This window comes from Aeromonas sp. Y318-1, assembly GCF_027706125.1.
GTDB lineage: Bacteria > Pseudomonadota > Gammaproteobacteria > Enterobacterales > Aeromonadaceae > Aeromonas > Aeromonas hydrophila.
The window spans coordinates 197,874-210,126 of record NZ_JAPDCM010000010.1; the positions used below are offsets into that span (position 1 = coordinate 197,874).

Annotated in this window: 12 protein-coding genes; 11 read left to right on the top strand and 1 reads right to left on the bottom strand. The window is 56.2% G+C overall.

The window, feature by feature from the left end; translation table 11 throughout:
* Window positions 1–83: 83 nt before the first annotated feature.
* The 11 genes from rpoC to gmhB all read left to right on the top strand — a co-directional run bounded on the left by rpoC (window position 84) and on the right by gmhB (window position 12,036).
* A complete protein-coding gene (gene rpoC / locus OKB87_RS16340) occupies window positions 84–4,388 on the top strand; it encodes a DNA-directed RNA polymerase subunit beta' (protein WP_011707700.1) in 4,305 nt (1,434 codons plus the stop codon).
* Window positions 4,389–4,585: 197 nt separating this feature from the next.
* The gene (locus OKB87_RS16345) at window positions 4,586–5,302 is read left to right on the top strand and encodes a helix-turn-helix transcriptional regulator (RefSeq protein ID WP_005306294.1); all 717 of its coding nucleotides are present in this window, start codon (window positions 4,586–4,588) and stop codon (window positions 5,300–5,302) included.
* A 25-nt stretch (window positions 5,303–5,327) separates the two neighbouring features.
* Window positions 5,328–5,708, top strand: coding sequence for a RidA family protein (locus OKB87_RS16350; RefSeq protein ID WP_016352264.1), 381 nt, complete (start codon window positions 5,328–5,330; stop codon window positions 5,706–5,708).
* A gap of 86 nt (window positions 5,709–5,794) precedes the next feature.
* Window positions 5,795–6,187, top strand: a complete 393-nt coding sequence (gene tusD, locus OKB87_RS16355; protein ID WP_270828004.1) for a sulfurtransferase complex subunit TusD — start codon at window positions 5,795–5,797, stop codon at window positions 6,185–6,187.
* Window positions 6,188–6,196: 9 nt separating this feature from the next.
* Window positions 6,197–6,553 (top strand): sulfurtransferase complex subunit TusC, encoded by a 357-nt coding sequence (gene tusC / locus OKB87_RS16360; protein ID WP_016352262.1) that lies wholly within the window; start codon window positions 6,197–6,199, stop codon window positions 6,551–6,553.
* A gap of 7 nt (window positions 6,554–6,560) precedes the next feature.
* Window positions 6,561–6,839, top strand: a complete 279-nt coding sequence (tusB, locus tag OKB87_RS16365; protein ID WP_024945207.1) for a sulfurtransferase complex subunit TusB — start codon at window positions 6,561–6,563, stop codon at window positions 6,837–6,839.
* A gap of 183 nt (window positions 6,840–7,022) precedes the next feature.
* Complete coding sequence (gene rpsL, locus OKB87_RS16370) at window positions 7,023–7,397, top strand: 30S ribosomal protein S12 (protein WP_005306278.1); 375 nt, start codon at window positions 7,023–7,025, stop codon at window positions 7,395–7,397.
* Between the two features lie 93 nt (window positions 7,398–7,490).
* Window positions 7,491–7,961, top strand: a complete 471-nt coding sequence (gene rpsG / locus OKB87_RS16375) for a 30S ribosomal protein S7 (protein WP_005306266.1) — start codon at window positions 7,491–7,493, stop codon at window positions 7,959–7,961.
* A gap of 75 nt (window positions 7,962–8,036) precedes the next feature.
* On the top strand, window positions 8,037–10,142 hold the full coding sequence (gene fusA / locus OKB87_RS16380; RefSeq protein ID WP_011707695.1) for an elongation factor G: 2,106 nt from the start codon (window positions 8,037–8,039) through the stop codon (window positions 10,140–10,142).
* Between the two features lie 54 nt (window positions 10,143–10,196).
* Window positions 10,197–11,381 (top strand): elongation factor Tu, encoded by a 1,185-nt coding sequence (gene tuf / locus OKB87_RS16385; RefSeq protein WP_011707694.1) that lies wholly within the window; start codon window positions 10,197–10,199, stop codon window positions 11,379–11,381.
* Window positions 11,382–11,493: 112 nt separating this feature from the next.
* The gene (gene gmhB, locus OKB87_RS16390) at window positions 11,494–12,036 is read left to right on the top strand and encodes a D-glycero-beta-D-manno-heptose 1,7-bisphosphate 7-phosphatase (protein ID WP_039216140.1); all 543 of its coding nucleotides are present in this window, start codon (window positions 11,494–11,496) and stop codon (window positions 12,034–12,036) included.
* Between the two features lie 10 nt (window positions 12,037–12,046).
* Here the strand turns inward: gmhB and OKB87_RS16395 are convergent.
* On the bottom strand, window positions 12,047–12,253 hold a 207-nt coding region (locus OKB87_RS16395; RefSeq protein ID WP_270828005.1), incomplete at its 5' end, for a hypothetical protein.

Genomic DNA, 12,253 nt, shown 5'->3' on the forward strand with positions numbered 1-12,253 from the left:
CTCTTATTGTTCGAGAATTGACGTGGGCGCCCCGCTGTTTCGGCAGTAGGGCGCCGAGGTTAGACTCCTGACAGGGGAAACACGTGAAAGACTTACTCAAGTTTTTGAAGGCTCAGACCAAGACCGAAGAGTTTGACAGTATCAAGATCGGTCTGGCCTCTCCTGACATGATCCGCTCCTGGTCATTCGGTGAGGTCAAAAAGCCTGAGACCATCAACTACCGGACTTTCAAGCCGGAACGTGATGGTCTGTTCTGCGCCCGTATCTTCGGACCGGTGAAGGACTACGAGTGTCTGTGCGGCAAGTACAAGCGCCTGAAACACCGTGGTGTGATCTGTGAGAAGTGCGGCGTAGAAGTGACCCAGACCAAGGTCCGTCGTGAGCGTATGGGCCACATCGAGCTGGCCAGCCCGACTGCCCACATCTGGTTCCTGAAGTCCCTGCCGTCCCGTATCGGTCTGCTGCTGGACATGACCCTGCGTGACATCGAGCGCGTGCTGTATTTCGAATCCTATGTAGTGATCGAACCCGGCATGACCAACCTCGAGCGCAGCCAGATGCTGTCCGAAGAGCAGTACCTGGACGCACTGGAAGAGTGGGGCGACGAATTCGACGCCAAGATGGGTGCCGAAGCAATCCTGGCATTGCTGCGCGCCATCGATCTGGAAGGCGAAGTGCGCACCATGCGCGAAGAGCTGGATCAGACCAACTCCGAGACCAAGCGCAAGAAGACCACCAAGCGTCTGAAGCTGATGGAAGCCTTCCTGCAGTCCGGCAACAAGCCGGAGTGGATGATCATGACAGTGCTGCCTGTGCTGCCGCCGGACCTGCGTCCGCTGGTACCGCTGGACGGCGGCCGTTTCGCGACCTCCGATCTGAACGATCTGTACCGTCGCGTGATCAACCGTAACAACCGCTTGAAGCGCCTGCTGGACCTGGCTGCTCCGGACATCATCGTGCGCAACGAAAAGCGCATGCTGCAAGAGTCCGTCGATGCCCTGCTGGACAACGGCCGTCGTGGTCGTGCCATCACCGGCTCCAACAAGCGCCCGCTGAAATCCTTGGCCGACATGATCAAGGGTAAGCAAGGTCGTTTCCGTCAGAACCTGCTCGGTAAGCGTGTCGACTACTCCGGTCGTTCCGTTATCACCGTAGGTCCGACTCTGCGTCTGCATCAGTGCGGTCTGCCGAAGAAGATGGCGCTGGAGCTGTTCAAGCCCTTCATCTATGGCAAGCTGGAATCCCGCGGTCTGGCGACCACCATCAAGGCCGCCAAGAAGATGGTGGAGCGCGAAGAAGCTGTCGTTTGGGATATCCTGGACGAAGTGATCCGCGAACACCCGGTTCTGCTGAACCGTGCACCGACCCTGCACCGTCTGGGTATCCAGGCGTTTGAACCGACCCTGATCGAAGGCAAGGCCATCCAGCTGCACCCGCTCGTCTGTGCCGCCTATAACGCGGACTTCGACGGTGACCAGATGGCGGTCCACGTACCGCTGACTCTGGAAGCCCAGCTGGAAGCGCGTGCGCTGATGATGTCCACCAACAACATCCTGTCGCCTGCCTCCGGTGAGCCGATCATCGTTCCGTCTCAGGACGTGGTCTTGGGTCTGTACTACATGACCCGCGCCCGTATCAACGCCAAGGGCGAAGGTATGGTGCTGTCCGGCCCGAAAGAAGCCGAGAAGGTATACCGCGCCGGTCTGGCCGATCTGCATGCTCGCGTGAAAGTTCGCATCACCGAATACCTGCGTCAGGAAGACGGTTCGCTGCGTGCTCACACCGAGATGAAGAACACCACCGTTGGTCGTGCGATTTTGAGCCTGATCCTGCCGAAAGGCATGGAATACGCGCTGATCGACGAGCCGAAGGTGCTGACTGCTGCAGAGCAGGCTGACCTGGATGCCAACCCGCAGAACTGGATCAAATCCGTATCCAACAAGGCGCTGGGCAAAAAGCTCATCTCCCGTCTGCTGAACACCTGCTATCGCAAGCAGGGCCTGAAGGACACCGTCATCTTCGCTGACCAGCTGATGTATACCGGTTTCCACTATGCGGCCCTGTCCGGTGCTTCTGTTGGTATCGATGACATGGTCATCCCGGATGCCAAGAAAGACATCATCGCCGCTGCAGAAGCCGAAGTTGCCGAGATCCAGGACCAGTTCCTGTCCGGTCTGGTGACCGCGGGCGAACGCTACAACAAGGTTATCGATATCTGGGCCAGCGCCAACGAGCGCGTCTCCAAGGCCATGATGGAGAACTTGTCCAAAGAGCGTAACGTCAACTCGCTGGGTGAAGAAGAAGAGCAAGCCTCGTTCAACAGCATCTTCATGATGGCCGACTCCGGTGCGCGGGGTTCCGCAGCCCAGATCCGTCAGCTGGCCGGTATGCGTGGCCTGATGGCCAAGCCGGATGGCTCCATCATCGAGACCCCGATCGTCGCGAACTTCCGCGAAGGTCTGAACGTACTGCAGTACTTCATCTCCACTCACGGTGCTCGTAAGGGTCTGGCGGATACCGCACTGAAGACTGCGAACTCCGGTTACCTGACTCGTCGTCTGGTTGACGTGGCACAGGACATGGTGATCACCGAGGACGATTGCGGCACTACCGAAGGTCTGTGGATGACTCCGCTGATCGAAGGTGGCGACGTGGTCGAACCGCTGCGTGAGCGCGTGCTGGGCCGTGTGGTTGCCGATGACGTGATCAAGCCGGGTACTGAAGACGAAGTGCTGGTAGCACGCAACACCCTGCTCGACGAGCAGCTGTGTGACCTGCTGGAGCGCAACTCCGTTGACCGCGTGAAGGTGCGTTCTGCCATCACCTGTGAGACCGACTTCGGTAACTGTGCTCACTGCTACGGTCGTGATCTGGCCCGTGGTCACCTGGTTAACAAGGGTGAGGCTGTCGGTGTTATCGCCGCCCAGTCCATCGGTGAACCGGGTACCCAGCTGACGATGCGTACCTTCCACATCGGTGGTGCCGCATCACGTGCCGCTGCCGAGAGCAGCATCCAGGTCAAGAACACCGGTAGCATCAAGCTGCAGAACGCCAAGTTCGTTCACAACAGCGATGACAAACTGGTTATCACCTCCCGTTCTACCGAACTGACCATCATGGACGAGATGGGCCGTACCAAGGAAAGCCACAAGCTGCCTTACGGTTCCGTGCTGGAAGTGAAAGATGGCCAGGCCGTGAACGCCGGTGAAACCGTCGCCAACTGGGATCCGCACACTCACCCGATCATCACCGAAGTAGCGGGTCGCCTGCACTTCGAACACATGATCGATGGCGTGACCATTACTCGTCAGACCGACGAGCTGACCGGTCTCTCCTCCATCGTCGTGCTGGATGTCAACGAGCGTCCGAGTGCCGGTAAAGAGATGCGTCCGACCGTGAAACTGGTCGACCTGAACGGCAAGGACGTGATGATCCCGGGTACCGATGTAGCCGCCCAGTACTTCCTGCCGGGCAAGGCAATCGTGAACCTGGAAGATGGTGCCAACGTGGGCGTGGGTGACGCGGTAGCGCGTATCCCGCAAGAGTCCGGCGGTACCAAGGACATCACCGGTGGTCTGCCGCGCGTTGCGGATCTGTTCGAAGCTCGCCAACCGAAGGAACCGGCAATTCTGGCCGAGATCTCCGGTACCATCTCCTTCGGGAAAGAGACCAAGGGCAAACGCCGTCTGGTCATCACCCCGACCGATGGTGGCGATGTCTACGAGGAGATGATTCCGAAGTGGCGTAACCTGAACGTGTTCGAAGGTGAAAAAGTTGAGAAGGGTGAAGTGCTGGCGGACGGCCCTGAGTCTGCTCACGACATTCTGCGTCTGCGCGGTATCAGCCCGGTCGCCAACTACATCGCCAACGAAGTGCAGGACGTTTACCGTCTGCAAGGCGTTAAGATCAACGACAAGCACATCGAAGTCATCGTGCGTCAGATGCTGCGCAAGTGCGAGATCCTGAGCGCTGGCGACACCGACCTGATCGAAGGCGAACAGGTTGAAGTGGCTCGCGTGAAGATTGCCAACCGTAAGCTGGTTGCTGAGGGCAAGACCCCTGCCACCTTCCGTCACATCCTGATGGGTATTACCAAGGCATCTCTGAGCACCGAGTCCTTCATCTCCGCGGCTTCCTTCCAGGAAACCACCCGTGTTCTGACCGAAGCGGCCGTTGGCGGCAAGCGTGACGAACTGCGTGGCCTGAAAGAGAACGTGATCGTGGGTCGTCTGATCCCGGCTGGTACCGGCTTTGCCTACCACCACGGCCGGATCAACCAGCGTGCCGCCGCAGCCCGTGCTGTTGGTGTACCGCAGGTGACTGCCGATGAAGCTCAGCAAAACCTGGCGGATCTGCTCAACGCAGCCGGCAGTTTTGACGAAGAGTAATCTTCCGCTGTAGCGAATGAAAAGGGCCCCTTCATGGGGCCCTTTTTTATTGTCGATTTTCTCGTCAAAGCCAGACGCCACGCGGATATTCGGATGATCCAGAGCAAGGTTGCAGAGTAAAAAATCAAAAAAAGTTGACATTACACCCCCGCAACTGAAAACTCGGGAAAGTTGAATGGGTATTACAGGGGTAGAACATGACTGTCGGTATCGAGGAAGTGATGCTTCCCGAAGAGCAACTGATCGGTCGCACTTTTACAGACGAAGACAGGGAATTGTTGCGCTCATACGATGGGCTGATCGATGGCTTGGCCGAGTTGTTCGGCAAGCACTGTGAAGTGGTGCTTCACTCCCTGGAAAATCTGCACGAGTCCGTGATCAAGATTGCCAACGGGTTCAATACGGGACGAAATGAGGGGGCCCCCATTACCGATCTCGCGCTGCGTATGCTCAAGGACATCGAGAATACCGGCCAGGATTACACCCAGAGCTATTTTGCTCGCAGCCGTACCGGAGCCCTGATGAAGTCGAGTACCATCGCCATCAGGAACAGCGACAAGCAGGTGATCGGCCTCATCTGTATCAACCTGCACATCAACGCGCCTTTTCACGAGTTCGTCGCCGAATTTTTCCCGACGCCTCAACAAGTCGAGCGTCAGTCGCCGGAGACCTTTGCCAACAGTGTGGAAGAGCTGGTTGCCCAGACGGTGGACAACACCATCGACGAGATCAACCGCGATCCGACCGTTGCCAACAATGCCAAAAACAGGTTTATCGTGACCCAGCTGTTCGAGAAGGGCATATTTGATATCAAGGACTCGATCAACCTAGTCGCCGACAAGCTGAACATTTCCAAACATACCGTTTATCTGTACATCCGACAGCGCAAGCAGGGTGAAGACGAAAACGAGTAAGCGCCATAGAAGGGGATAGACAAGAATGGCTAAAGAAGTTATTGCAACCGACAAGGCTCCTGCCGCAATTGGTCCATATGTTCAGGCCACCAAACTGGGCGAGCTGGTCTTCACCTCCGGGCAGATCCCGCTCGATCCGGCCACCATGGAGATAGTGGCTGGCGGTATCGAAGCGCAGGCCGAGCAGGTGATGAAGAACCTGGTTGCAGTATTGAAGGAAGCGGGAGCTGATACCGGCAAGGTACTGAAGACTACCTGCTTCCTCAGCGACATGAACAACTTTGTTGCCTTCAACCAGGTTTATGCCCGTTACTTCGGTGAAGCCGCTCCTGCCCGCTCCTGCGTGGAAGTGGCGCGTCTGCCGAAGGATGTGCTGGTTGAAGTCGAAGCCATCGCTTACGTCTGATCCAAGGCTGCACGAAGAGCCCCTCCCAGGAGGGGCTTTTTTGTGTTTGGCGTAGAATGGACGAACACATGCGCAGGAGTCCGGATATGAGTCTGAATTTTGCCCTGCTGGTAACGGGGCCCGCCTATGGCACCCAGTCGGCCAGCACCGCCTATCGCTTTGCCTTGAGCCTCATCGAGCAGGGCCATCGCTTGTCTTACCTGTTCTTCTACCAGGATGGGGTCTGCAACGGCAACGGGTTGCATGCTCCCGCCTCCGATGAGAGCAACCTGGTCGCCCTGTGGCGTGAACTGGCCAACCAGCAAGGGATCCGTATCGATGTGTGCGTCGCTGCCGCCATGCGGCGCGGTGTGCTGGATGAGCAGGAGGCCAAGGGGCTGGGCAGGGCACACTTCAACCTGGAGCCGCCATTTTGCCTGAGCGGCCTGGGTCAGCTGGCGGAGGCCAGCCTGACCGCCGATCGATTCGTCCAGTTTTAGGAGGCTGCCATGCACAAGATAGCGTTTATTTGCCGGCGCGGACCGCACGGTACCGCCGCCGGGCGGGAAGGTCTGGATGCCTTGCTGGCCACTTCGGCCATGACCGAGTCGCTGGCCCTGTTTCTCATCGGAGATGGCGTGCTGCAACTGCTCAGAGAGCAGCAGCCGCAGGCCATCTTGCAGCGTCACTATGCGCCGACCTTCAAGCTGCTTGAGCTCTACGACATCGAGGAGGTCTATGTGTGCACCGACTCGCTGGCCGAGCGTGGCCTGACGGTGGCTGACCTGCTGATCCCCGTGACCGGCCTGTCCCGCACCGACATCCGGCACCAGTGGGATGCCTGTGCTACCCACATCTGCTTTTGAGGTGACCATGATACAGCTGATATTGACCTCTCCCTTCCAGAGCCAGGACCTGGAACAGGCGCTGACCTACCGCCAGCCAGAGGATGTGTTGGTGCTGATGCAGGATGCCGTCGTCGCTGCCACGGCCCCTCAGTGGTGTGCACGGTTGGCTGGAGTGCCGCTCTATGTCATGCGGGAAGACCTGCAGGCGAGGGGGTTGCAACAACGGATCGGGTTGGATCTGGACATGGCCGGCTTGGTGGCTCTGATCGCGGAAAAAGGCTCGCCGCAGACCTGGGCTGGTTGACTGCCAGTTTTATATAGTTATTTCAGCTGGTTAGCGATATTTTTCAAGACCTCTTCACTGCCTTTCCTGGCTCGGATTGTATAAATCTTGACTCCCTTGACAACAGGGCATAAAATTTCGCGTCCCCGTATCTGCGGGGAGGATTTTTCACATGTTTATGAAGTCATTATCAGGAGCCTTTTGATGGCAACTATTAACCAGTTGGTTCGCAAGCCACGCATCAAGCTCGTTGTGAAAAGCAACGTGCCGGCGCTGGAAGCGTGCCCTCAGAAGCGTGGCGTGTGCACCCGTGTATACACCACCACCCCGAAGAAGCCTAACTCTGCACTGCGTAAAGTATGCCGTGTACGTCTGACCAACGGCTTCGAAGTCACCTCCTACATCGGCGGTGAAGGTCACAACCTGCAAGAGCACTCTGTTGTTCTGATCCGTGGCGGTCGTGTAAAAGACTTGCCAGGTGTTCGTTATCACACCGTTCGTGGTGCGTTGGACTGTGCCGGTGTTAAAGACCGTAAGCAGGCTCGCTCCAAGTATGGCGTGAAGCGTCCGAAAGCTTAATGGTTCTCCGTTAAGTAAGGCCAAACGTTAATTCGTTTCTAGTTAGATAACTTTCTAGTTTTGGGTAACCCCTGAAGTTACGGAGAATTTGAAATGCCAAGACGTCGTGTTGTTGGTCAGCGTAAAATCCTGCCGGATCCCAAGTTCGGATCAGAGCTGCTGGCTAAATTTGTCAACGTAGTAATGGTTGACGGTAAGAAATCTGTTTCCGAAGCCATCGTATATGGCGCGCTGGACATCATTGCCACCAAGACTGGCAAAGAGCACCTGGCCGTATTCGAAGAAGCCCTGGACAACATTCGTCCGGCCGTCGAGGTTAAATCTCGTCGTGTCGGTGGTGCAACCTATCAGGTACCGGTAGAAGTTCGTCCGGTTCGCCGCAATGCCCTGGCAATGCGCTGGTTGGTTGATGCCGCTCGTAAACGTGGTGAAAAATCAATGGCTCAGCGTTTGGCTGGCGAGCTGCTGGATGCCGCTGACAATAAGGGTTCGTCTGTCAAGAAACGTGAAGACGTACACCGTATGGCTGAAGCGAACAAGGCTTTCGCTCACTTCCGCTGGTAATCCGCTTGCGCAGGGTCTTTTGGCTCTGCGCACCTTTAATTATCTGGGGACAAGTGCCCTAGTAAGAGGATGACAATGGCTCGTACAACACCCATTGAGCGTTATCGTAATATCGGTATCTCCGCTCACATCGACGCCGGTAAGACTACTACTACCGAGCGCGTTCTGTTTTACACCGGTGTAAGTCACAAGATCGGTGAAGTTCACGATGGCGCCGCCACCATGGACTGGATGGAACAGGAACAAGAGCGTGGTATCACCATCACCTCCGCCGCGACCACCGCTTTCTGGTCCGGTATGGGCAAACAGTTCCAACCGCACCGTATCAACATCATCGATACCCCGGGCCACGTTGACTTTACTATCGAAGTAGAGCGTTCCATGCGTGTTCTGGATGGCGCCGTGATGGTGTACTGTGCCGTAGGTGGCGTACAGCCACAGTCTGAAACCGTATGGCGTCAGGCTAACAAGTACAAGGTTCCCCGTATCGCGTTCGTCAACAAGATGGACCGTACCGGTGCCAACTTCCTGCGCTGCGTTGAGCACATCAAGACCCGTCTGAAAGGTAACCCGGTTCCGCTGCAACTGAACATCGGTTCAGAAGAGAACTTCAAGGGCGTTATCGACCTGGTCAAGATGAAAGCCATCAACTGGAGCGAAGCTGACCAGGGCGTATCCTTCGATTACGAAGACGTCCCGGCTGAGCTGCTGGAAAAAGCGCAAGAAATGCGCATGACCCTGGTTGAAGCCGCTGCTGAAGCGTCTGAAGACCTGATGGAAAAATACCTGGGTGGTGAAGAACTGACCGAGGAAGAGATCAAGAAAGCTCTTCGTCAGCGCGTTCTGAACAACGAAATCATCCTGGTTACCTGTGGCTCCGCGTTCAAGAACAAGGGCGTACAGGCCATGCTGGATGCCGTGGTTGACTATCTGCCGGCGCCGACCGACGTAGCAGCCATCGACGGTCTGAAGCTGGATGGCGAGACCAAAGACGAGCGTCATGCTTCTGATGACGAGCCGTTTGCTGCTCTGGCATTCAAGATTGCTACCGACCCGTTCGTAGGCAACCTGACCTTCTTCCGCGTTTACTCCGGTGTGGTTAACTCCGGTGACTCCGTGCTGAACTCCGTTAAAGAGAAGCGCGAGCGTTTTGGCCGTATCGTTCAGATGCACGCCAACAAGCGTGAAGAGATCAAAGAAGTTCGCGCAGGCGATATCGCTGCCGCCATCGGTCTGAAAGACGTGACCACCGGTGACACCCTGTGTGACGAAAAAGCGCCGATCATCCTCGAGCGTATGGAATTCCCGGAACCGGTAATCTCCATCGCAGTTGAGCCGAAAACCAAGGCTGACCAAGAGAAGATGGGCCTGGCTCTGGGCCGTCTGGCTCAGGAAGACCCGTCCTTCCGTGTATGGACTGACGAAGAGTCTGGCCAAACCATCATCGCCGGTATGGGTGAGCTGCACCTGGACATCATCGTTGACCGTATGCGTCGCGAGTTCAAGGTAGAAGCGAACGTAGGTAAGCCGCAGGTTGCCTACCGTGAAACCATTCGTAACACCGTCAAGGATATCGAAGGTAAGCACGCCAAGCAGTCCGGTGGTCGTGGTCAGTACGGTCACGTTGTGATCGACATGTACCCGCTGGAAGAAGGCAAAGCCTACGAATTCGTCAACGACATCAAGGGCGGCGTCATTCCTGGTGAATTCATCCCGGGTGTTGACAAGGGTATCCGCGAGCAGCTGAAGTCCGGCCCGCTGGCAGGTTATCCGGTAATGGATCTGGGCGTGCGTCTGCACTTCGGTTCCTACCACGATGTCGACTCTTCCGAACTGGCGTTCAAGATCGCTGCTTCCATGGCCTTTAAGGCTGGCTTCATGAAGGCCAACCCGGTTCTGCTCGAACCGATCATGAAAGTAGAAGTCGAGACTCCGGAAGACTACATGGGCGACGTGATCGGTGACCTGAACCGTCGTCGTGGCCTGATCGAAGGTATGGAAGATGGCCCGTCCGGCAAGATCGTTCGTGCCCTGGTGCCGCTGGCCGAGATGTTCGGTTACGCTACCGCCCTGCGTTCTGCTACCCAGGGTCGTGCTTCCTACGCCATGGAATTCGCCAAGTATCACGATGCCCCGACCAACGTCGCCCAGGCCGTGATCGAAGAGCGCAAATCCAAGTAATTTAAGATTCCCCGCCTACGACGGTAGGCGGGTTTAACCTAGAAGGACTACGTCGTGTCTAAAGAAAAATTTGAGCGTAATAAACCGCACGTAAACGTCGGCACCATCGGCCACGTTGACCACGGTAAAACCACCCTGACTGCCGCTATCACCAACGTGCTGGCCAAGCACTTCGGTGGTAAGGCTTTCGCCTTCGACCAGATCGACAAGGCACCGGAAGAGCGTGAGCGTGGTATCACCATCAACACCTCCCACGTAGAATACGACACCGCTACCCGCCACTACGCGCACGTAGACTGCCCGGGTCACGCCGACTACGTTAAAAACATGATCACCGGTGCTGCCCAGATGGACGGCGCGATTCTGGTAGTAGCAGCGACTGACGGCCCGATGCCGCAGACTCGTGAGCACATCCTGCTGGGTCGTCAGGTAGGCGTTCCGTACATCATCGTGTTCATGAACAAGTGTGACATGGTAGATGACGAAGAGCTGCTGGAACTGGTCGAGATGGAAGTTCGCGAACTGCTGTCCGAGTACGACTTCCCGGGTGATGACCTGCCGGTAGTCCGTGGTTCCGCACTGAAAGCGCTGGAAGGCGAAGCTCAGTGGGAAGAGAAGATTCTGGAACTGGCTGGCCACCTGGACACCTACATTCCGGAGCCGGAGCGTGCCATCGACCTGCCGTTCCTGATGCCTATCGAAGACGTATTCTCCATCGCTGGCCGTGGTACCGTAGTAACCGGTCGTGTAGAGCGCGGTATCGTCAAAGTTGGTGAAGAAGTGGAAATCGTTGGTATCAAAGATACCACCAAGACCACTTGTACCGGCGTTGAAATGTTCCGCAAACTGCTGGACGAAGGTCGTGCAGGCGAGAACATCGGCGCGCTGCTGCGTGGCGTGAAGCGTGAAGACGTAGAGCGTGGTCAGGTACTGGCCAAGCCGGGCACCATCAAGCCGCACACCAAGTTTGAATCTGAAGTGTACGTGCTGTCCAAAGAAGAAGGTGGTCGTCATACCCCGTTCTTCAAAGGCTACCGTCCGCAGTTCTACTTCCGTACTACCGACGTGACCGGTACCATCGAACTGCCGGAAGGTGTAGAGATGGTAATGCCGGGCGACAACATCAAGATGGTTGTTACCCTGATTGCGCCGATCGCGATGGACGACGGCCTGCGTTTCGCCATCCGTGAAGGTGGCCGTACCGTAGGTGCTGGTGTTGTAGCTAAAGTTATCGCTTAATCGATACTTTAAATACGCACATGAAAGGGGTGGCTTCGGCCACCCCTTTTACTTTTGGGGCTTTAAATGGCCTGTGAGATACTTTGCGAAATCATTGATAGAGGTCGTTTCTGTGAGCAAACCAGCCATTTTTCTGGATCGTGATGGTGTCATCAACGAAGACACCGGTTATGTCAGCAAGGTAGATGACTTCCACTTTTTGCCCGGGGTCATCGAAGCCCTGCAGCTGATGAAGAAGAAAGGGTATCTGCTGGTCGTTGTCACCAACCAGTCTGGTATCGCCCGCGGTTATTTCAGCGAAGATGATTTCATGAACCTGACCGAGTGGATGGATTGGTCACTGGCCGATCGCGACGTGGACCTCGATGGTATCTACTTCTGCCCGCATCATCCGGAGCATGGTGCTCCCTGTGACTGCCGCAAGCCAGAACCGGGAATGTTGCTGCTTGCCAAGCAAGAGCTGAACATCGATATGAGCCGTTCTTATATGGTGGGCGACAAACCTTCCGATCTGAAAGCCGCCATCAATGCCGGGGTTGGTCACAAGATCATGGTCAGAACGGGCAAGCCGGTAACGGATGCTGGTGTCGAGCTGGCCGATGCCATCTATGACAATCTGCATGATTTTGCCGTAGCTGCCCCCACCGTGGCCTGATTTTGCTGGTTTAAAATGCTTTTTGGTGGCTTTGTGAGCGGTTGAGCGATGAAAGCCATCTTTTTGCAATTATCTGCTTGCCAGAAAGTTTCAGCTCCCTATAATGCGCCTCCATCGACACGGCAAGCGGCAACGCAAAAAACCGGGTCGGTAACCTCGAAAAGCCTTTGAAAATAAGGCTTGACTCGAGAAGGCGGTTGAGTAGAATGCCACTCCC

Bases quoted from the DNA above. Each gene is read 5' to 3' on its own strand.
- tusB (WP_024945207.1), top strand. From the start codon at position 6,561: ATGATACAGCTGATATTGACCTCTCCCTTCCAGAGCCAGGACCTGGAA.
- rpsL (WP_005306278.1), top strand. From the start codon at position 7,023: ATGGCAACTATTAACCAGTTGGTTCGCAAGCCACGCATCAAGCTCGTT.
- OKB87_RS16350 (WP_016352264.1), top strand. From the start codon at position 5,328: ATGGCTAAAGAAGTTATTGCAACCGACAAGGCTCCTGCCGCAATTGGT.
- OKB87_RS16345 (WP_005306294.1), top strand. From the start codon at position 4,586: ATGACTGTCGGTATCGAGGAAGTGATGCTTCCCGAAGAGCAACTGATC.
- tusC (WP_016352262.1), top strand. From the start codon at position 6,197: ATGCACAAGATAGCGTTTATTTGCCGGCGCGGACCGCACGGTACCGCC.
- tusD (WP_270828004.1), top strand. From the start codon at position 5,795: ATGAGTCTGAATTTTGCCCTGCTGGTAACGGGGCCCGCCTATGGCACC.
- fusA (WP_011707695.1), top strand. From the start codon at position 8,037: ATGGCTCGTACAACACCCATTGAGCGTTATCGTAATATCGGTATCTCC.
- rpsG (WP_005306266.1), top strand. From the start codon at position 7,491: ATGCCAAGACGTCGTGTTGTTGGTCAGCGTAAAATCCTGCCGGATCCC.